This window comes from Actinomycetospora flava, assembly GCF_037400335.1.
Taxonomy (GTDB): domain Bacteria; phylum Actinomycetota; class Actinomycetes; order Mycobacteriales; family Pseudonocardiaceae; genus Actinomycetospora; species Actinomycetospora flava.
Genome location: NZ_JBBEGM010000009.1, coordinates 171,224 through 191,018, shown reverse-complemented (window position 1 = coordinate 191,018; position 19,795 = coordinate 171,224). Strand labels below are relative to the sequence as shown.

Below are 19,795 nucleotides of genomic sequence, written 5' to 3'. Positions count from 1 at the left end.
CACGACAACACACTACGACCTGTTCGGTGCCGGTCAAGCCCTCGCGAGGACGCGGTCGACGTGACGGCGCGCGCGCGGCGCGAGGAGCTCGCGGAGCTCGGCGACGAGGGCCTCCGCGCGCAGGCCGGTCCAGTCGGGGGGCAGCGCCGCCGGCGGCAGGCCCGGGTCGAGGTAGGGCAGGCGGCGCCACGCCGTGACGGTGTCGACCCAGTCGGCGAAGGCCTGGGCGTCCGGGGCGTCCCCGGCACTCCATCGGGCGCCGATCGGCGCGCACCGGTCGACCCACTCCGCGTACAGCATCTCCATGGCCGGGAGGTCCCACCAGCCGGCCACCGTCTCGCCCACCGACGCCGCCCCGACGTGCGCGCCCACGAACAGGTCGGCGAACCCGCGCAGGCCGACCCGCTCGAGCGCCTCGACCACGGCCGGCTCCAGGTGCGCCGGGGCCACCCACGTCCCCGGCCCCACCGTGCCCAGCCCGAGGCGCGCCAGCGTCGTGCGCAGCGTGTGCCGCTTGTCCCGCTCGGCCTCCGGCACCGAGAACACCACCAGCAGCCAGCCGTCGCCGACCGCGGCGCGGGTGCGCGCGAAGATCCGGGTGTCGCCCTCCGCGAGGATCGCCTCGCCGTCGGGGGAGAGCCGGTAGCCCGCGGCCCGGTCGACCTTCTCGGCCACCAGCAGTCCGCGCTTCTTGAGGCGAAAGATCGACGACCGGACGGCCTGCTGGTCGACCCCCAGGTCGGCCATGAGGGCGACGAGGTCGGCGATCGACATCCACCCGCCGCGGTCGCGCCCGTACAGGCCGTAGAGGGTGACGATCAGGGCCCGGGGAGCCCGGGAGCCGACGACCCCCTCGTCGCCCTCCTCCCGTGAACCCGGCGAATCGGACCTTGCCCCCGCATCTGACACGGCGTTAGCGTAGCGCGCACGTGACGGGCGTCATGATCGCAGCATCCGACGGTCGACTCCGAGGAGCGTGCCATGGAGGATCCCGCCAGCCGTGCCGCCCCGGTGGCGGGCGCGCCGCCGCGGGTCCGGTCCCGCGCCACCGTGATCGGGCTGTGCTGGCTCGCCATCGTCGTCGACGGCTACGACCTGATCGTCTACGGCTCCGTGCTCCCCGCCCTCCTCCGCGGGGAGTGGCAGCTCACGGCCGCCGAGGGCGGGCGGATCGGCGCGGCGGCACTCGTCGGGATGCTGCTCGGCGCCCTGGTCGCGGGCTACCTCACCGACCGCATCGGGCGCCGGCGCCTCATGGTGCTGTGCATCGCCTGGTTCTCCGTGGCGATGGGCCTCTCGGCGCTGGCGCCCATCCCGGAGCTGTTCCTGCTCACGCGCTTCGTGGCCGGCATCGGTCTGGGCGGCGTGGTGCCGACCGCCATCGCGCTCACCGTCGAGTTCGCCCCGCCCGGCCGCCGCAACGCCGCGAACGCGCTCATGTTCTCCGGCTACTCGGTCGGCGGCGTGCTCGCGGCCCTCGGCGGGATCGTCATGATCGAGGCGCTCGGCTGGCGGTCCATGTTCTGGACCGGCGCGCTCGTCGGCGCCGTGCTGGTCGTCGTGGTGTGGGCGCTCATGCCCGAGTCGGTGGTCTACCTGGTCGGACGCGGGCGGCAGCAGGAGGCGGCCGAGGTCGCCGCCCGCTACGGCATGGACGTCCCCGAGCCCGTGGCCGGGCGGACGGGCGGCGGCCTGCGGGAGCTCCTGGCGCACCGGAACCGCGTCGGCACGTTCCTGTTCTGGGGCGGGACCGCCGCGGGCCTGCTGCTCGTCTACGGGCTCAACACCTGGCTCGCGCAGATCATGCGGCAGGCCGGCTACCCGCTGGGCCCGGCGCTGGGCTTCCTGCTCGCGCTCAACCTCGGCGCGATCCTCGGCGCGCCCCTGTTCGGCACCCTCGCGGACCGGATCGGGCCGCGCCCGGTCGTCACCGGCATGTTCCTCGCCGCGGCCGGGTCGATCCTCCTGCTCATGGTCCCGCTGCCCACCGTGCTGCTGCTCTCGCTGGTGGCGGTGGCGGGCGCCTGCACGATCGGGACGACGATCATCGTCAACTCCTACACGGCGACCTTCTACCCCGAGCACCTCCGCGCCGTCGGCCTGAGCTGGGCGCTGGGCGTCGGCCGCCTCGGCGCGATCGCCGGGCCGCTCTACGGCGGGCTGATCATGTCGGTCGGGTGGGGCTTCCAGGCCAACTTCCTGGCCTTCGCGATCCCGGCCGTGATCGGCGCGGTGCTGATGGCCCTGGTGCCCGGTCGAGCCACCGCGGGATCCTGACTGTCCTGATCACGACGACGGTGCCGCTCGCTTCCCGGTCCGACCGAGGTGGGTGTGGTCGAACCCCTCGGGGAGCTTGAGCCCGTAGCCGAGCATCCGGTCGACACCCACGTGGAAGGCCCACGCGCAGGCCGCGACACCCGCCGCGGTCGAGACGGGCGGGGGCGGGAGGGGTGCCGCCGTCACGATCGCGACGACCGCGAGCGCCCCGGGCCAGACGTAGGTGTGCACGGCGTTGTAGCAGGCCGCCCCCACGCCGGGTGACCGCACGTAGCCCACCATCGACAGGTCGAACAGCAGGAACGCGGCGAGCAGCACCCACCACCACGACGGGTACCACGCGACGGCGGCGACGACAGCCACGACCGCGACGACCGCGCTCTCGACCCGCTGCAGGGTCCGTGTGCTCATCGCCGTCAGCCGCCGAGCAGGCGCATCTGCGCCTCGTCGTGACGGGTGCCCGCGGGCGGTGCGAGCGTGTCGAGGGCGGCGACCTGCTCCGGGGCCAGGGTGACGTCCTCGGCGGCCAGGTTCTCCTCCAGCCGGTCGATGCGCCGGGTGCCGGGGATGGGGGCGATGTCGTCGCCGCGGGACAGGAGCCAGGCCAGCGCGACCTGGGCCGGGGTCGCGCCGACGTCCGCGGCGACCGCCTGCACGCGGTCGGCGATGACGAGGTTGCTGCGCAGATTCTCGCCGGTGAACCGGGGGTTGGTCGCACGCCAGTCGTCGGGTCCGTAGTCGCTCTCGGAGCGGATGGTGCCGGTGAGGAAGCCGTGGCCGAGCGGGGAGTACGGCACGAGGCCGATGCCCAGCTCGCGCAGGACGGGGAGCACCTCGGCCTCCGGGTCCCGGGTCCACAGCGAGTACTCCGACTGAACCGCGGCGACCGGGTGCACGGCGTGGGCGCGGCGGATGGTCTCGACCCCGGGCTCGGAGAGCCCGATGTGGCGGACCTTGCCCTGCGCGACGAGCTCGGCGAGCGCGCCGGCGGTGTCCTCGATGGGCGTGGCCGGGTCCACCCGGTGCTGGTAGAGCAGGTCGATGCGGTCGGTGCCCAGCCGGCGCAGGCTGCCCTCGACCGCGGCCCGGACGCTCGCAGGGCTGCTGTCGAGCGCGCCCTCGGGGCGTCCGGTGTGCGACACGAAGCCGAACTTGGTGGCCAGCACCACCGCGTCGCGACGGCCGCGCAGCGCGCGCCCGAGGAGCTCCTCGTTGGTGAACGGGCCGTAGGCCTCGGCGGTGTCGACGTGGTCGACGCCGAGGTCGAGGGCGCGGTGGATCGTGCGGATCGACGCGGCGTCGTCCTCGCCGGCGCCGCTGTAGAAGGCCGACATCCCCATCACGCCCAGACCGATCCGGGCGACGGTCAGCCCGCCGAGCTGGGCAGAGCGCATGGCCGGTGTCCTCTCGGGAGGGTCTCGTGGCGGCCGGCCGCGACCGGGTGCCGCCGGATCGTGCGGAGCTCCGCGCGGGCCCGTTGGAGACGCTCGACGGCGGCCGCCAGCTCGGCGTCGAGGGAGCGCAGGGCCTCGTCGGAGGGGTCGTGCTCGCCCATCGCGCCGATCTCGGGCAGGGAGAACCCGAGGTCGCCGAGGTGCTTGATGCGCCGCAGCCGGGCGAGGTGGGCGACGTCGTAGTTCTTGTAGCCGTTGGACCGGCGGTCGGGCTCGTCGAGCAGCCCGATCTCGTGGTAGTACCGCACCGTCCGTGCGGTCGTGCCGGCGAGCTCCGCGAGCTCGCGCGTACTCCAGGTCACGCGCCCGAGGATGACGTCTGGAACGTCCGGTTCGCGTCGGTGATACTTCCGTAGCCCGTGCGGAGAGCGCGGCGCAGGCGGACGGGAGCAGAGCTGGCGGACCTCGTGGGCCGTCGCGCGGAGCGCGAGGCCGTCGACCACCTGCTCGCCGGCGCACGGGACGGGCGCAGCGGGGTGCTGGTGGTGCGCGGCGAGGCCGGCATCGGCAAGTCGGCGCTGCTCGAGCACGCCCGCGACGCGGCCGGCCGGGCGGGCTTCCGGGTGGAGCGCGCGGCCGGCGCCGAGTCCGAGACGCAGTTCGCGTTCGCGGGGCTGCACCAGCTGTGCGGGCTGCTGATGGATCGGGTCGACGCGCTCCCCGCACCGCAGCAGGCCGCGCTGGGCGTCGCGTTCGGTCTGCGCGACGGCGACGCCCCGGACCGGTTCCTGGTCGGCCTGGCCGTCCTCACCCTGCTCGCCGAGGTCGCCGAGGACGCGCCGGTGCTGTGCCTCCTCGACGACGCGCAGTGGCTCGACCGTGCGTCGGCCGAGGTCCTGGCGTTCGTGGCGCGGCGGGTGGTGGCCGAACGCGTGGCGCTGGTGTTCGCGCTGCGCGACACGGACGGCCCCGGGACCGACCCGTTCACCGGGCTCCCGGTCCTGCGCCCGGCCGCGCTCGGCGTGACCGAAGCGCGGGCGCTGCTCGCGGCGGGATGGCCCGCACCGGTGGACGCCGGCGTGCGCGACCGCATCGTCGGCGAGGCCCGCGGCAATCCGCTCGCGCTCCTCGAACTGCCCCGGGCCGCCGAGGGGGCCCGGCTGGCCGGGGGTTTCGAGCGGCCCGACGTGCTCGGCGTGCCGCGGCGCGTCGAGGAGGAGTTCCGGCTGCGCTCGGCGAGCCTGCCGGCCGCGACGCAGCTGCTGGTGCTCGTCGCGGCGGCCGACCCGACCGGCGAGACGGCGCTGCTGCGGCGTGCGGCCGGGCACCTGGGCGTCGACGACGACGCCGCCGCGCCCGCCGAGGCGGCGGGGCTGGTGGAGATCGACGCCCGGGTGCGGTTCCGGCATCCGCTCGTGCGCTCGGCGGTGTACCGGGCCGCCACGCCGACCGATCGCCGCCGCGCCCACGCCGCGCTGGCGGCGGCCACCGACCCGCGGTCCGACCCGGACCGGCGCGCGTGGCACCGGGCGCGGGCGGTCCTGGGCACCGACGAGGAGGCCGCCGCGGAGCTGGAGCTCTCGGCGGGGCGTGCCCGCGCCCGTGGCGGCGTGGCGGCGGCGGCCGCGTTCCTGCAGCACGCCGCCGAGCTGACCCCCGACCCGGCACGGCGGGCGGCGCGGGCGCTGGAGGCCGCGGACGCCCAGCACGAGGCCGGTGCGTCCGCGGAGGCGCTGGAGCTGCTGGCGGTCGCGGCGGACGGGCCGCTGGACGCTCTGTCCCTCGCCCGCCTCGAGCTGCTGCGGGCCCGGATCGCGCTGCACCTGTCACCCGGCGGCGAGGTGCCGGGCATGCTGCTGGACGCCGCGAAGGCGCTCGCCCCGCTCGATGCCGCGCTCTCCCGCGAGACCTACCTGCACGCGATCGACGCCGCGTCCGTCACCGGCGGCGGCCACGACCGCAGCGTCCGGGAGATCGCGGCGGCCGCCCGCGCCGCGCCCCCGGCGCCTGGGCGGCCCCGGGCGGCGGATCTGCTGCTCGACGGGTTGGTCACGACGTTCACGCGGGGGTTCGCGGCGGGCGCGCCCGGGCTGCGGCGGGCGCTCGAGGCGATCCGGAACGGGGGGCGCGGCGACGGGGGACGGGCCGACCACCGGTGGCTGCTGCTCGGGATGCGCACGGCGACGGCGCTGTACGACGACGAGACGGCCGACGTCCTCGCGGCCCGCAACGTCCGGCTCGCGCGCGAGGCGGGCGCGCTGTCCACGCTGCCCGCGGCCCTGATCGCCCGCTCCGCCGCGCTGGTGCTCACCGGCCGGCTCGCCCAGGGTGCCGCCGACCTGGACGCCGAGGGGGCCGCACTCATGCGGGCGACCGGCGCCGAACCGACGCGGTACGCGCAGCTCGCCCTGGCCGGCTGGCGCGGCCGCGAGGCCGACACCGCCGAGCTGACGGCGGCCGGCGCCGAGGACGCGGGCGGTCGGGGAGCAGGCGCCGAGGCGACGTTCGCGCAGTACGCCCTCGCCGTGCTGCACAACGGGCTGGGCGACTATCCCTCGGCGCTGCAGGCCGCCGCGCGGGCGAGCGCGTCGGACGACCCGCCGACGAGCAGCCTGGCCCTCCCCGAGCTGGTGGAGGCGGCCGTCCGCGCGGGCGCGCCCGAGCGCGCGGCGGCGGCGCTGGAGGAGCTGACCTCGCGGGCCGCGGCGAGCGGCACCCCGTGGGCACTCGGTCTCGCGGCGCGCTCGCGGGCCCTGACGAGCACCGGCCCGGAGGCCGACGGGCACTACCGCGAGGCGATCGACCGTCTCGGGGAGAGCCGGATGGCGACCCACCTCGCCCGCACCCACCTCGTCTACGGCGAGTGGCTGCGCCGGGAGGGGAGCCGGCAGGCGGCCCGCGACCAGCTCCGCACCGCCCACGAGCAGCTGACCGCCATGGGGGCGGAGGCGTTCGGTGAGCGCGCCGCGCGCGAGCTGCGTGCCACCGGCGAGCACCCCCGCAAGCGGACGGAGCGGCCGTCCGACGCGCTGACCGCGCAGGAGCGGCAGATCGCCCGCCTGGTGGCGACCGGGGCGACCTCGCAGGAGGTCGCCGCGCAGCTGTTCCTCAGCCCGCGGACGATCGAGACCCACCTGCGCAACATCTTCCGCAAGCTGGGCATCACCTCCCGCCGCCGACTCCGGGATCTGCCGCTCGACTGACGGGGCGACGCCCCTCCCGGCGTGCACCGACTGGTAGACCGGCAGGCGTGATCGACGAGGTCGACCTCGACCTGCCGGTGCGCGCGGCGCTGCCGGAGCTCGGGGCCGCGCTGGGCGGGCGCGGGGCGGCCGTCCTCGTCGCGCCGCCCGGCACCGGGAAGACCACGCTGGTGCCGCTCGCGCTCGCCGGGTCGGTCGACGGGCGGGTCCTGGTCGCCGAGCCGCGCCGCGTCGCCGTGCGTGCCGCGGCCGCCCGGATGGCGTGGCTGCTCGGCGAGCCGGTGGGGGAGCGGGTCGGTTACGCGATCCGGGGCGAGCGCCGCCCGGGGTCGCGGATCGAGGTCGTCACCACGGGGCTGCTCGTGGCGCGGCTGCAGCGCGACCCGGAGCTCGCGGGCGTCGACGCCGTCGTCCTCGACGAGTGCCACGAGCGCCACCTCGACACCGACCTCGCCCTGGCCTTCGCCGTCGACGCCCGCGCGGCGCTGCGCCCCGACCTGCGCCTGCTCGCCACCTCGGCCACGGCGGCCGCCGACGACCTCGCGGTCGCCCTCGACGGCCCCGTCGTCACCGCGCCCGACCCGTTGCACCCCGTCGACGTCGTCTGGAGCCCGCCGCCGCGCCCCGTGCCGCCGCCGCGCGGGATGCGGGTGGAGCCGGCGCTGCTCGACCACGTCGGTGCGGTGGTGCGCCGGGCGCTCGACGCCGTGCCCGGCGACGTGCTCGTGTTCCTGCCCGGCCGCCGGGAGATCGACGACGTCGCCCGGCGCCTCGGCCAGAAAGATGGGCACCGCGTCGCGGCCGAGGTCTTCACGCTGCACGGCGGCCAGGACGCGGCGCAGCAGGACCGGGTGCTGGGCGGCGGCGCCGGCGGGCGCCGGGTCGTGCTGACGACCTCGATCGCGGAGACGAGCCTGACGGTGCCCGGCGTGCGGGTCGTCGTCGACGCGGGGCTGTCGCGGCGGCCGTGGACCGACCACGCCCGCGGTCTGGACGCCCTGGTCACCGTGCTCGCGTCGCAGTCCTCGGCCACCCAGCGCGCCGGGCGCGCCGGCCGCGAGGCAGCGGGGACGGTGTTCCGCTGCTGGTCGGAGGCCGAGCACGCGCACCGCGACCGCGACGACGCCCCCGAGGTGGCGCACGCCGACCTCGCCGGCTTCGCGCTGCAGCTCGCGCGCTGGGGCACGCCGGACGCCGCGGGGCTGGCGCTGCTCGACCCGCCGCCGGCCACGGCGTTCGGGGCGGCACGGGAGGTGCTCCGCGGGCTCGGGCTGATCGAGGAGGGCGGGCGCATCACCGGGCGGGGACGGTCGGTGGCCACGGCGGGCGTGCACCCCCGGCTCGGGCGCGCGCTGCTCGACGGCGCCGAGATCGTCGGCGCGGACACGGCGAGCGAGGTGGTGGCGCTGCTCGCCGCCGACGTGCCGGGCGACACCGACGACCTCGAGGAGCGCCTGCGGGCGGTCCGGGCGTCGAGGGATCCGCGGTGGCGCGCGGAGGTGCGCCGGCTCCGGCCGGTGACGCCCACGACCGGCTCGGGGTCCCGGGACGCGGCGACGGTCGTCGCCCTCGCCTACCCCGACCGGATCGCGCGCGCCCGCGGCGACGACGCCCGCGAGTACCTGACGACCGGTGGCACCGGGGTGGAGCTCGCCACGGGGTCCCGGTTGCGGGGCAGCCCCTGGATCGCGGTGGCCGACGCGGTGCGCGGTCCCGGCGACCGGGTGGCCCGGGTGCGCCTCGCCGTGCCCGTCGACGAGGACCGGGCGCGGGAGGCCGCGGCCGGCTGGTGGCACGACGACGCGGTGGTGGCCTGGGAGGACGGCGACGTCGTCGCGGAGCGCCGCGAGCGCCTCGGCGCGATCGTGCTGGCCCGCCGGCCGCTGGCGCACCCCGACCCGGCGGCGGTCGCGGCCGCGGTGCGCGACGGCCTGGCCGTCGACGGGCTCGGGCTGCTGCGCTGGGACGACGCCGCGACCGCGCTGCGGGCGCGGCTGGCGTTCCTGCACGCCGCGCGCGGCGAGCCGTGGCCCGCCGTCGACGACGATGCCCTGCTCGCCCGGCTCGACGAGTGGCTCGACCTCACCCGGGTCCGCCGCCGGGCCGACCTCGCGCGCCTGGGGGTCGCGTCCGCGCTGCGCCACCTCGTGCCGTGGTCGGAGGCCGGCCGGCTCGACGAGCTCGCGCCGACGACGATCACGACGCCGTCCGGGCGCAGCGTCCGTGTCGACTACTCCGACCCCGCGGCGCCGGTGGTCGCGCTGAAGGTCCAGCAGGCGTTCGGGTGGGAGCGGGCGCCCGTCCTCGCCGGGGTCCCGGTGGTCGTCCACCTGCTCTCGCCGGCGGGCCGCCCGACGGCGGTGACCGCCGACCTCGCGTCGTTCTGGGACACCGGCTACCCGCAGGTGCGCGCCGAGCTGCGCGGCCGCTACCCGAAGCACGCGTGGCCCGAGGACCCGCGGCGCAGCACCCCGCCGTGATCAACGTATAGCGCGGGACGGGGCTTGCGGCAAGCCCTCCGTCGCGGTGGACGATCTCCCGCGTTGCCGGCGACGGGAGGACGTGACATGGCGACGGTGCCGACGCCGTACGAGGTCTACGGGCCGGGGGTCCTGCTGCACGGCACGAAGGCGGACCTCGCGGTCGGTGACCTGCTGGTCCCCGGCCGCCTCTCGAACTTCGAGGAGGGGCGGGTGATGAACCACGTCTACGTCACCGAGACGCTCGACGCCGCGACCTGGGGCGCCGAGAGCCGCCGGCGACGGCCCCGGTCGCATCTACGTCGTCGAGCCCACCGGTGCGATCGAGGACGACCCGAACGTCACCGACAAGAAGATGCCCGGCAACCCGACCCGGTCGTACCGGACCCGCGAGCCCGTCCGCGTCGTCGGGGAGATCGAGGACTGGATCGGCCACACCCCCGAGCAGCTGCAGGCCATGACGGACGGCCTGGCCGACCTCCGGCGTCGGGGCGCCGCGGTGATCTACGACTGACGCGGCTCAGCGGCCGTAGCGCTCCCGCGACCGTTCGCGCGCCTTCTCCGCCTCGACCTCGCGGTCCTTCGGCGGGGCGGTGGTGACCAGCTCGTCGAGCAGCACGCGGGTGCTCGCGGTGATCTCGGCGACGGCCCGGGCGAAGGCGTCCTCGTTGGCCTTCGAGGGCTTCGCCGCACCGCTGATCTTGCGCACGAACTGCAGGGCGGCCTCGTGCACCTCGTGGTCGGTGGCCGGGGGCTCGAAGTTGTGGAGGACCCGGATGTTGCGGCACATGCCCCGATCGTGCCCCAGGACGTCGAATCGGCGGGAGCCTCCTTCGTCGTCGTGGTGACGGCCCCATCACCGAGCGAGAGGCACCCGCCATGACCAGCACCGCCCGCCGCATGTTCGAGCTCCTGGAGCCGATCTGCCTCGTCACGTACTTCGCCGACGAGAGCAACGAGGAGCTGGCCGCGCTCGGCCACCGCACCTACTGGGACGGCTACTTCGCCGCCCGGGCGGCACCGCTGGGCCGGGTGCCGGCGGAGGTCGTGCACGCGGCGTTCTACAGCTTCGCCGAGGGGGAGGCCGCGCGGCACATCCCGAGCGCGTGGGAGACGGTCCCGGCGGAGGTGTCCTTCGCCGCGTGGCGTCGCGGCAGCGCGGCGTCGGTCCGGCGGATCCTCGGTGACGAGCTGGCCGACTCCCCGGGCCTGGTGCGCGCGGCCGACCTGACGACGAAGGCCGCGGTGAGCGCGCCGACGGAGGGCCGCGTGGTACACGCGGGGTGGCGGAGCCTCGAGGTGCCGGCCGACCCGGTCACGCGGCTGTGGCACGCGGCGACGATGCTGCGCGAGCACCGCGGGGACGGGCACGTCGCCGCGCTGCTCGCGGCGGGCGTCGGCGGCACCGAGGCGCACGTGCTGAGCGCGCTGGACATGGACATCCACCCGGCGGAGTCGTTCGGGCGCATCCACCACCTGCCGGGGACGCGGCTGGCCGCGGTGATGGACGGGCTGCGCGGGCGCGGGCTCGTCGACGCCGACGGGCGGTTCACCGACGCCGGCCGCGAGACCAAGCGGCGCATCGAGGCCGTCACCGACGAGCTCGCCGCCCCGCCGTACGACGCGCTCGCCCCGGACGAGCTCGCCGAGCTGATCGCCGTGCTCGAGCCCCTCACCGCGAGGCTGGTCGCCGCCGGGTCCTCGTGAGGGTGGCAGCTCTTCCTTTCTGACAGGACGTCCTGTCAGGATGCGGGCGTGGTCACGCGGACCCTCCAGGGCGCGAGCGCGGCGGAGCGCGTCGCCGAGCGGCGCACGCGCCTGCTCGCGGCGGCGCTCGACGTGGTCGGCGAGCGGGGGGTCCGGGACTTCACGATGACCGCGGTGTGCCGCGCGGCGGGGCTGACCGAGCGCTACTTCTACGAGTCGTTCGCCCGCCGCGAGGACCTGCTCGAGGCGCTCTTCGACAGCGTCGCCGCCGACGCCCTCGACCTCGCCGTGCGCGCCGCCGACGCCGTCCCGCCCGCGCGGCTCGAGGACCGGTCGCGCGCCGCCATCGGCGCGACGACGACGCTGCTCGGCGAGGACCCGCGGGTGGCCCGCCTCTACCGGGAGGCGATCGGCCACCCCGAGCTCGCCGGGCGCCGCCAGGACACGATCGCGGCCTTCGCCGCGCTCCTGGAACGGCTGATCACCGACGCCCGTCCCGCGCTGCGCACCGAGGACGTGCGGCTCAGCACGGTTGTGCTCACCGGCGGGGTCATCGACGCCGTCGGGTTCTGGCTCGACGGCCGCCTCGACGCGGACGTCGACGCGCTCCTGACCCGCTGCGCGCGCCTCGTCGTGGCCGCGGCCGACCAGCACCACACCGAGATGGCCCGGGAGGAACGATGACGTCGATGCTGCAGCACCGCGTCCAGCAGGTGCTCGCCAACGCCGTCAGCCGGGTCCCGGCGTCGTCCGGCCCCCTGGCGCCGCCGCCCCCGGGCAGCGGGCTGGCGCCGGTGCCCGGTGACTTCGGCGCCCCGCTGGTCGGGCGGTCCCTGGAGTTCGCCGCCGACATGCTCGGGTTCGCGCGCCAGCGGTACGAGAAGTACGGGCCGGTGTCGTGGACCGGGGCGTTCGGGCGGCCCATGGTGGCGGTGCTCGGGCCCGACGCGCTCGGCCAGGTGCTGGTCAACAAGGACAAGTTCTTCGGCAACGCGGACGGCTGGGGCTTCTTCATCGGGCCGTTCTTCCGTCGCGGCGTGATGCTGCTCGGCTTCGAGGAGCACCGCACCCACCGGCGCATCCTGCAGGAAGCGTTCACCCGCGACCGGCTCGCCGAGTACCTCGAGGTCATGAACCCGCGCATCCGGCGCAGCCTCGACGACTGGTCCACCGGCGACGGCATCCGGATCTACGACCGCATCAAGCAGATGACCCTCGACATCGGCACCGAGGTGTTCGTCGGCGACGAGCTCGGCCCGCGCGCGGACCGCGTCAACCGCGCCTTCGTCGACACCGTGCACGCCGGCGTCGCGGTGGTCCGCGCGCCGGTCCCCGGCGGCTCGTGGAAGCGGGGGCTCGACTCCCGCAAGGTCCTGGAGCGCTACTTCACCGAGCAGATCCCCGCCAAGCGCGCCGGCGAGGGACGGGACATGTTCAGCGTGCTGTGCCGGGCCCGCAGCGACGAGGGCGAGACGTTCTCCGACGACGACGTCGTCAACCACATGATCTTCCTGCTGATGGCCGCGCACGACACGTCGACGATCACGCTGTCGATGATGTGCTACCTGCTGGCCAAGAACCCGGAGTGGCAGGAGAAGCTGCGCGCGGAGTCGCTGGCGCTCGGGGGCGACGAGCTGACGGGACCGGAGCTCGACTCGCTGGTCTCCCTGGACCTCGCGATGCGCGAGACCCTGCGCATGTACGCGCCGGTGGGCCAGCTCGCCCGGATCACGGTGCGCGACGCCGACCTGCAGGGCTTCCACATCCCCGCGGGCACGCTGATGTCGCTGGGCGTCCACGCCTCGCAGCGCATGGAGCCGTGGTGGGACCGCCCCGACGAGTTCGACCCCGACCGCTTCGCCCCCGAGCGCGCCGAGGACAAGTCGCACCGCTTCGCCTGGATGCCGTTCGGCGGCGGGGTGCACAAGTGCATCGGGCTGCACTTCGGCGGCATGGAGGTCAAGGCGATCATGCACGCGATGCTGCGCCGGTTCCGCTGGTCGGTGCCCGCGGACTACGTCATGCCGGTCGGCCTCACGACGGGCCCGACGCCCGCCGACCACCTGCCGCTGCGCCTCGAGCGGCTCTGAGCGGCCCTGAGCGGCTCTGAGCGGCCCTGAGCGGCCCGGGGAGTCGTCCGGCGCCGTCCGGGGTATGGACCGGTATGGACCGGACGACACGCGGGCCCGCGCACGGGCGCCCGCGCGGCCGGACCGTCGCCGTCGCGCACGCGGTCCTCACGGCCGTCGCCATCTTCGTGCTCGCCCTGTTGCTGGTCACCGGGGTGGAGGTCGTGCTCGGGCACACCCTGTCCGGCGACGACAGCGGCAGCACGTCCCTCGGCATCTTCCTCCACGGGCCGGAGTAGCCGCCGACCCCGCGTCGCGCGCACCCGCTCCGATCGTGTGGAGTGGACCCGTGCCGACCTCGATGGTGTGCTCCCCGCCCGCTTCGACCGCCGGCGGTGTCGCGTGAGGGGCGCCGAGGCGCTGGTCGGCTCGCTGGTCGGGGCGGGCGTCGACGTGTGCTTCATGAACCCCGGCACCTCCGAGATGCACTTCGTGCAGGCGCTGGACTCGGTGCCGGAAATGCGCGGGGTGCTGACCCTGTTCGAGGGGGTCGCCACCGGGGCCGCCGACGCCTACGCCCGCCTCGCCGGCGGGCCCGCGGCGGTGCTGCTGCACCTGGGCCCGGGGCTGGGCAACGGGATCGCGAACCTGCACAACGCCCGCCGCGCCCGGACGCCGCTGCTGTGCGTGGTCGGCGCCCACGCCACCGACCACGTCCGGCACGACGCGCCGCTCGAGTCCGACATCACCGCGCTCGCGCGGACCGTCTCGGGGTGGGTGCACGTCTGCGGCGACGTCCGGGACGTCGCCGACGACGCGGTGCGCGCCGTGGCGGCGACCTCCGAGCGTGGCGGCCAGGTCGCGACGCTGGTGCTGCCCGCCGACCTGTCGTGGTCCGAGGGCGGCGCGCTCGCCCCCGCCCTGCCGTCCGCGGCACCGGTCCCGCCCGCGCCGTCGCGGGTGGCGGCGGCCGCGAAGGCCGTGCGCGAGCCCGGCGCGGTGATCCTGCTGGGCGGCCCCGCGCTCACCGCGGCGGCCATGGACGCCGCCGGGCGGGTCGCGGCCGCCACCGGCGCCCGGCTGCTGGTGGAGACGTTCCCGCGCCGGTGGGACACCGGTGCCGGCCGCCCGCGGGCGGACAAGCTGGCCTACTTCGCGGAGCAGGCGCTCGAGCAGCTCGACGGGGCGTCGTCGCTGGTCCTGGCCGGCGCCCGCTCGCCGGTGTCGTTCTTCGGCTACCCGGGGATCCCCGGCGACCTCGTGCCGGAGGGGTGCACGGTCGTCGGGCTGGCGGACGCGGCGTCCGACGCGGCGGCGGCCCTCGAGGCGCTGGCCGCCGAGGTCGCCCCGGACGCCGAGGCCCACCCGGCGCCGCGGGACGCGCCGGAGCCCCCGGCCGGGCCGCTGAACGTGGCGTCGCTGTGCGCCGCGGTCGCGGCGACGCTGCCCGAGGACGCGATCGTGGTCGACGAGTCGCTGACCGCCGCCGCCCTGCTCGCGCCCGCGCTGCAGACGGCGGCCCCGCACACGCAGCTCGCGCTCACCGGCGGGGCGATCGGGCAGGGCCCGCCGGCCGCGCTGGGTGCGGCGATCGCGGCGCCGGACCGCCCGGTGATCGCCGTGCAGGCCGATGGCAGCGCGCTCTACACCCTGCAGGCGCTGTGGACCCAGGCCCGCGAGCAGCTCGACGTGACGACCGTGCTGATCAACAACTCCGCGTACGCGATCCTGCGGGTGGAGCTGGCCCGCACCGGGGCGGGCGAGGCGGCCCACTCCGGGCGCGCCGGACGGATGCTGACCCTGACCGACCCGACGCCGGACTTCGTCGCCCTGGCCACGGGCTACGGGGTGCCCGCGCGGCGGGTCGACACGACCGAGGACCTGCTGGACGCCCTGCGCTGGGCGCGCGCCGAGCCGGGCCCGCACCTGATCGAGGCGATCGTCCCGGCGCTGGGGTAGCGGTCACGCGCCGCCGGTGGCCAGCCGCATGAGGTCGGTGTCGAAGTCGACGTCGTCGACCGACTGCTCGGCGCGGGTGGCGTTGCCGGCGAAGCGGTGCTGGTAGCCGTCCCAGCCCGCGTCGGCGATGGTCGTCCGGACCCCGGCGCGGACCAGGTGGGCCAGCTCCGCGGCGGCGCGCCCGATGCGCCGGGTGAACGCCGGCGAGGCCCAGTCGTCGGGCGCCGCGAACAGCGACGTCGGCACCGGGAGCGCCCGCAGGAAGGCGAACAGCGGGCGCATCTGCTCGTCCACCACCATGGCGTGGCGGGCGCTGCCCGCGGTCGCGGCGAGCACCACCGGGGTCGCGACGACCAGGTCGTCGTCGAGGACGTCGACGAACGACTTGAACAGCCCGCTGACCCCGGCCTTGTAGACCGGCGTGCTCACGACGAGCCCGTCGGCGGCGGCGATCCGGTCGACGGCGTCCTGCACCGGCCCGTCGAGCTGGCCCGAGACGACCGCCCGCGCGACGTCGGCGGCCAGCGGCGCCAGGTCGACCACGCTCGCGGTCGCGTCGCCGCCGTCGCGGCGCAGCGCCTCGAGGGCCTTCCCGGCGACGCGGTCGGCGAGCAGCCGGGTGCTCGACGGCTCGCTCACCCCGGCGCTGACCACCACCAGGGTCGTGGTCATGCGGCGGGGTACCGGGTCGGCGCGGTGCGGTCGCTGTCCTCGTACGGGGAGCCGGCGGTCAGGTTGTCGCCGCGGTTCGGGTTGGGTCGCGGCCGGCGGGGCTCGGCGTCGCCGTACTTCGCCCGCACCAGCGCGGCGTGCGTGGGCGCGTCGGGGACACCGGGGGCGCGGCGGGCGTCCAGCTCGCGGCGCACCACCGGGACGACCTCGGTGGCGAGCAGCTCGACCTGCTCGAGCGCCGCCTCGATCGGCACGCCCAGGCTGTCCACGGCCCAGAGCTGGCGCTGGTAGTCGCCGAACCCGTCCTGGAACGTCAGGGTCTTGTCGATGACCTCCTGCGGGCTGCCCACCGACAGCGGCGTGCGGTCCGCGTAGTCCTCGAGGCGGCTACCGCGGAACATGCTGTGGGTCTCGAAGTAGGGGCGGAACGCGGCGTAGGCGTCCTGGGACCGCCGGGCCATGAACGCGTGGCCGCCGAGCCCGACGATCGCCTGGTCCTCGGCCCCGTGCCCGTGGTGGGAGAAGCGCTTCCGGTAGAAGTCGACGAGGGGCTTGAAGTGCATGTTCGGCGCCAGGATGTGGTTGGCGAAGTAGCCGTTGCCGTAGTACGCGGCCTGCTCGGCGATCTCCGGTGTGCGGATCGCGCCGTGCCAGACGAACGGCGGCACGTCGTCGAGCGGCCGCGGCGTCGAGGTGAAGCCCTGCAGGGCCGTGCGGAACCGCCCGTCCCAGTCGACGACGTCCTCGCGCCACAGCCGGTGCAGCAGGTTGTAGTTCTCGAGGGCGAGCGCGAGGCCCTCGCGGATGTCCTTGCCGAACCAGGGGTAGACGGGCACCGTGTTGCCCCGCCCGATCATGAGGTCGAGGCGGCCGTCGGCGAGGTGCTGGACGGTCGCGTAGTCCTCGGCGATCTTCACCGGGTCGTTGGTCGTGATCAGCGTGACCGACGTGCTCAGGACGATGCTGCTGGTCGACGCCGCGACGTGCCCGAGGATCGCGGGCGGCGAGGACGGCACGAACGGCGGGTTGTGGTGCTCGCCGAGGGCGAAGACGTCGAGGCCGAGCTCGTCGGCACGCCGGGCCAGCCGGACGATGTCGCGGAGGCGCTCGGCCTCGCTCGGCGTCGGCCCGCCGAGCGGGTCGGGGGCGATGTCGCCGACGGTGAAGATGCCGAACTGCACGGCGAGGGTCCTCTCGGGAGGTGATCTCGCCGCGAGACTAGGGACGCCCGGGGGCGGGCGAATCGGGCACGCAATCGGTCATCGGCCGGGGGAGGCCGCGCGGAGGCGGAGGTCGCCGTCGATCCGGGCGAGCTCGGCGCGCGAGGTGATGCCGAGCTTGGGGTAGACGTTGGCGAGGTGGTGGCCGACCGTGCGGTGGCTGATCAGCAGCTGTGCCGCGATCTCCCGGTTGGTCAGGCCCTCGGCGGCCAGCTGCGCGACCCGCAGCTCCTGGGCGGTCAGCCCGGTCGGTGGTCCGGTGGTGTCGCGGACGCCGGAGGCCTCGGCGAGGTCCTGCTCGCGCAGCGCCCGCGCCCGCAGCGGCGTCGCCCCGAGCCGGCCGAAGGTGTCGGCGGCCGCGGCGAGCTCGCGACGGGCGTCGGCGCGACGGCGGGCCCGCCGCAGCCACTCCCCGTACAGCAGCCGGGTGCGGGCGTGCTCGAACGGGTCGTCGCCGGGGCCCTCGGCGTCGAGGGCCGCCCGGTAGGAGGCCTCGCCGTCGTCGAGGGCGCGCAGTCGGTGGGCGGCCGCGCGGGCCCAGCCCGCGCCCGTGCGCTCCGCCCAGGTCGCCACCGTCGCGAGCCGGGACGCGACGACGTCCGCGCGCCCGACCTGCGCCGCCGCCTCGGCGGTGTCCGGGGCGGCGAGCAGCGCGAACGTGGTGTGGGCGGCCTCGTGCCCGGGCTCGCCGAGCGGGAGCAGGTGCTGCAGCGCGTCCTGCGGCCGGCCGCCGAACAGCGCCGCCCGGCCGCGGTGCCAGTACGCCGACGCGCTGAGCGCGCGCACCCCGCGCGGGGCCGAGGCGGTCAGGGCGTGCGTGGTGTGCTCGTCGACGAGGTCGTCGTCGCCGCGGGCCGCGGCCAGGCTCGACAGGCAGAGCCGGCTCTGCGTGGCGACGTGGTGCGCGCCGGCCTCCTCGGCCAGCCGCAGGCCCTCGGTCGCCGAGGACTCCGCGGCCTCCCACCGGCCGGCGTGGAGATCGAGGACGGCGGTCTGGGCGAGGACCATCGCCAGCGCGGCGAGCTCGTGGCGCCGGCGCAGCTGCGCGGCGCGCAGGCCCAGCACGTCGGACAGCGGGCCCTCGACGCCCCAGGCCTGCACCAGCGGCACGGGCGGCAGCAGCTCCCACGGGGCGGTGGCGAGCCGGCCGACCGCGTCGCCGGTCCCGGGCGGCGCCGTGGGGACCACCTCACCGGTCTCGTCGTAGCAGGCCCACCAGGCGCGCAGCACCGGCACGACCGGCGCCAGGCCCGGGTCGCTCTCGACGTCGACGGCCAGCAGCCGGCGCAGCGCCTCCCGCTGCAGGTCGGACCGCCCGGCCGACCACGCCGCGCGGACCGCCACGGTGCCCAGCTCCACCGCGCCCCGGGCGCCGTCGACGACGCCCATGTCGCGGGCGAGGTAGTGGTGCGCGCGCTCCGGGCTGCCGTCGGCGAACTCGAGGATGCCGCGCAGCCCGCCGCTGCGGCGGGCGACGGGCTCCTCGCCGCCCCGGCGTTCCGCGTCGTCGAGGAGCCGCCGCGCCGTCTCGGCGTGCCCGGCGTCCCACGCGGCGCGCGCCGCGGCGGCGAGCCGCCGGGCGGCGTCCGCCGGCGCCGGCGACAGCTCGGCGGCGCGGCGCAGGGTCCGCGCCGCCATCGCGTCGGCGCTGCGCTGCAGGCAGCGTGCGGCCGCGCCCTCCAGCATCGCGGCGACGTCCTCGTCGGCCGCGTCCGCGGCGGCCGCGCGGTGCCACGCCCGTTCCTCGACGGCGTCGTCGGGCAGGGCGGCGGCGAGGGCGCGGTGCGCGGCCTGCCGCTCCGGGACCGTGGCGCCGTCGTAGAGGGCCGCGGGGATCATCGGGTGCCGGAACTCGAGGCGGGCGCCCGAGGCGCGCAGCAGCCCGGAGCGCAGGGCCTCGTCCCAGGTGGACGCGTCGACGCCCCACCCGGCGCCGGCCCGGTGCACGACGTGGCGGTCGCCGCGTCCCTCGGCCGCGGCGAGCAGCAGCAGCGCCCGCGTCGGCGGTTTGAGGGCCTCGGCCCGCGCGCAGAACGCCCGCCGCAACCGGGGCCCGACGGGCACCGGCTCCGCGGACGGCGTCAGCGCCGCCTCGTCCTCCCCGCCGCCCAGGGTGGGCAGCTCGTGCAGCGCCAGCGGGTTGCCCCCGGCCGCGCGGACGGTGCGCTCGACCGTCGCCGCGTCGGCGCCCGGCACGTCGGCGGCGACCAGCCGGCGGGCGTCGTCGTCGGCCAGCCCGTCGACCTCCCGCGACGGCAGGCCCTCCCACGGCCCCGTGTCCGGCTCCTCGTGCCCGCTCAGGAGCACCAGGATCGGGTCGCTGCGCACCCGCCGGGCGACGAAGCCCAGGCAGTGGGCGGTCGCCTCGTCGATCCACGGGGCGTCGTCCACGACGACGAGCACCGGTCGTTCCCGGGCGAGGCCGGCGAGCAGCGACAGCACGGCGGCGCCGATGAGGAACCGGTTGGCCGGGGCCGGGCTCAGGCCGAGGGCGCCGCGCAGCGCCGCGGCCTGCGGGTCGGGGAGCGTCTCGAGCCGGTCCGCCACCGGCCACAGCAGCTCGTGCAGCGCGGCGAACGCGAGCCCCGTCTCCATGCGCGTGCCGCGGCAGCGCAGCACCGTGGCGCCCGCGGCGGCGTCGACGGCGTGCTCCAGCAGGGCGGTCTTGCCGATCCCCGGCTCGCCCCACAGCACGAGCGCCGAGCCCGCGCCGTCGGCCGCGCGGGCCAGCAGCTCGTCCAGGGCCGCGGTCTCGGCGCGCCGCCCGAACAGCTCCATGGTCACGCAGTCTCCCCGTCGCCGTGACGACCGATC

At 76.7% G+C, this 19,795-nt stretch carries 15 protein-coding genes and 2 pseudogenes; 9 read left to right on the top strand and 8 right to left on the bottom strand.

The features are described from left to right. Positions 1-33 precede the first annotated feature (33 nt). Positions 34-909 (bottom strand): PaaX family transcriptional regulator, encoded by an 876-nt coding sequence (locus WCD58_RS21365; protein ID WP_337705082.1) that lies wholly within the window; start codon positions 907-909, stop codon positions 34-36. A 72-nt stretch (positions 910-981) separates the two neighbouring features. Here WCD58_RS21365 and WCD58_RS21360 point away from each other — a divergent pair, with 72 nt between their 5' ends. Continuing rightward, positions 982-2,277 carry an MFS transporter gene (locus WCD58_RS21360; protein ID WP_337705081.1) on the top strand — a complete coding sequence of 432 codons (1,296 nt, stop codon included), beginning with the start codon at positions 982-984 and terminating at the stop codon, positions 2,275-2,277. Positions 2,278-2,286: 9 nt separating this feature from the next. Here WCD58_RS21360 and WCD58_RS21355 read toward each other — a convergent pair whose 3' ends face one another. The 3 genes and pseudogenes from WCD58_RS21355 to WCD58_RS21345 all read right to left on the bottom strand — a co-directional run. Then, positions 2,287-2,688 (bottom strand): DUF4260 family protein, encoded by a 402-nt coding sequence (locus WCD58_RS21355; protein ID WP_337705080.1) that lies wholly within the window; start codon positions 2,686-2,688, stop codon positions 2,287-2,289. A gap of 5 nt (positions 2,689-2,693) precedes the next feature. Continuing rightward, entirely contained in the window at positions 2,694-3,671 is a 978-nt protein-coding gene (locus tag WCD58_RS21350; protein WP_337705079.1) for an aldo/keto reductase, read from the bottom strand. 55 nt (positions 3,672-3,726) lie between these two features. Further along, a pseudogene (locus WCD58_RS21345) lies at positions 3,727-4,033 on the bottom strand (helix-turn-helix domain-containing protein); the annotation flags it as partial. Positions 4,034-4,138: 105 nt separating this feature from the next. Between WCD58_RS21345 and WCD58_RS21340 the strand changes: the two are divergent. From WCD58_RS21340 to arr, 3 genes and pseudogenes are all read left to right on the top strand, one after another. Next, positions 4,139-6,874, top strand: a complete 2,736-nt coding sequence (locus WCD58_RS21340; protein ID WP_337705078.1) for an ATP-binding protein — start codon at positions 4,139-4,141, stop codon at positions 6,872-6,874. Positions 6,875-6,921: 47 nt separating this feature from the next. Continuing rightward, positions 6,922-9,354, top strand: a complete 2,433-nt coding sequence (gene hrpB, locus WCD58_RS21335; RefSeq protein WP_337705077.1) for an ATP-dependent helicase HrpB — start codon at positions 6,922-6,924, stop codon at positions 9,352-9,354. Positions 9,355-9,441: 87 nt separating this feature from the next. Next, a pseudogene (arr, locus tag WCD58_RS33705) lies at positions 9,442-9,868 on the top strand (NAD(+)--rifampin ADP-ribosyltransferase). Between the two features lie 6 nt (positions 9,869-9,874). On the opposite strand, the gene WCD58_RS21320 reads toward arr, so the two are convergent. Further along, complete coding sequence (locus WCD58_RS21320; RefSeq protein WP_337705076.1) at positions 9,875-10,144, bottom strand: DUF2277 domain-containing protein; 270 nt, start codon at positions 10,142-10,144, stop codon at positions 9,875-9,877. An 89-nt stretch (positions 10,145-10,233) separates the two neighbouring features. Between WCD58_RS21320 and WCD58_RS21315 the strand changes: the two genes are divergently transcribed. The 5 genes from WCD58_RS21315 (at position 10,234) to WCD58_RS21295 (ending at position 15,089) form a co-directional block, all read left to right on the top strand. Next, positions 10,234-11,061, top strand: coding sequence for an SCO6745 family protein (locus tag WCD58_RS21315; protein ID WP_337705074.1), 828 nt, complete (start codon positions 10,234-10,236; stop codon positions 11,059-11,061). Positions 11,062-11,109: 48 nt separating this feature from the next. Next, positions 11,110-11,745, top strand: coding sequence for a TetR/AcrR family transcriptional regulator (locus WCD58_RS21310; RefSeq protein WP_337705073.1), 636 nt, complete (start codon positions 11,110-11,112; stop codon positions 11,743-11,745). After that, on the top strand, positions 11,742-13,151 hold the full coding sequence (locus tag WCD58_RS21305) for a cytochrome P450 (RefSeq protein ID WP_337705072.1): 1,410 nt from the start codon (positions 11,742-11,744) through the stop codon (positions 13,149-13,151). The genes WCD58_RS21310 and WCD58_RS21305 overlap by 4 nt, the downstream gene beginning before the upstream one ends. A gap of 74 nt (positions 13,152-13,225) precedes the next feature. Beyond that, the gene (locus tag WCD58_RS21300; RefSeq protein ID WP_337705071.1) at positions 13,226-13,429 is read left to right on the top strand and encodes a hypothetical protein; all 204 of its coding nucleotides are present in this window, start codon (positions 13,226-13,228) and stop codon (positions 13,427-13,429) included. Between the two features lie 103 nt (positions 13,430-13,532). Then, on the top strand, positions 13,533-15,089 hold the full coding sequence (locus tag WCD58_RS21295) for an acetolactate synthase large subunit (RefSeq protein WP_337705070.1): 1,557 nt from the start codon (positions 13,533-13,535) through the stop codon (positions 15,087-15,089). A 3-nt stretch (positions 15,090-15,092) separates the two neighbouring features. Here WCD58_RS21295 and WCD58_RS21290 read toward each other — a convergent pair whose 3' ends face one another. From WCD58_RS21290 to WCD58_RS21280, 3 genes are all read right to left on the bottom strand, one after another. Beyond that, entirely contained in the window at positions 15,093-15,761 is a 669-nt protein-coding gene (locus WCD58_RS21290) for a CE1759 family FMN reductase (protein WP_337705069.1), read from the bottom strand. Further along, the gene (locus tag WCD58_RS21285; RefSeq protein WP_337705068.1) at positions 15,758-16,942 is read right to left on the bottom strand and encodes a CE1758 family FMN-dependent luciferase-like monooxygenase; all 1,185 of its coding nucleotides are present in this window, start codon (positions 16,940-16,942) and stop codon (positions 15,758-15,760) included. Before WCD58_RS21285 ends, WCD58_RS21290 begins: the two co-directional genes overlap by 4 nt. 78 nt (positions 16,943-17,020) lie before the next feature. Next, positions 17,021-19,759, bottom strand: a complete 2,739-nt coding sequence (locus WCD58_RS21280; RefSeq protein ID WP_337705211.1) for an AAA family ATPase — start codon at positions 19,757-19,759, stop codon at positions 17,021-17,023. Positions 19,760-19,795 lie beyond the last annotated feature (36 nt).

Coding starts and splice junctions, on each gene's coding strand:
- WCD58_RS21350 (WP_337705079.1), bottom strand. CDS start 3,671: ATGCGCTCTGCCCAGCTCGGCGGGCTGACCGTCGCCCGGATCGGTCTG.
- WCD58_RS21315 (WP_337705074.1), top strand. CDS start 10,234: ATGACCAGCACCGCCCGCCGCATGTTCGAGCTCCTGGAGCCGATCTGC.
- WCD58_RS21355 (WP_337705080.1), bottom strand. CDS start 2,688: ATGAGCACACGGACCCTGCAGCGGGTCGAGAGCGCGGTCGTCGCGGTC.
- WCD58_RS21305 (WP_337705072.1), top strand. CDS start 11,742: ATGACGTCGATGCTGCAGCACCGCGTCCAGCAGGTGCTCGCCAACGCC.
- WCD58_RS21280 (WP_337705211.1), bottom strand. CDS start 19,759: ATGGAGCTGTTCGGGCGGCGCGCCGAGACCGCGGCCCTGGACGAGCTG.
- WCD58_RS21290 (WP_337705069.1), bottom strand. CDS start 15,761: ATGACCACGACCCTGGTGGTGGTCAGCGCCGGGGTGAGCGAGCCGTCG.
- WCD58_RS21300 (WP_337705071.1), top strand. CDS start 13,226: ATGGACCGGACGACACGCGGGCCCGCGCACGGGCGCCCGCGCGGCCGG.
- WCD58_RS21360 (WP_337705081.1), top strand. CDS start 982: ATGGAGGATCCCGCCAGCCGTGCCGCCCCGGTGGCGGGCGCGCCGCCG.
- WCD58_RS21320 (WP_337705076.1), bottom strand. CDS start 10,144: ATGTGCCGCAACATCCGGGTCCTCCACAACTTCGAGCCCCCGGCCACC.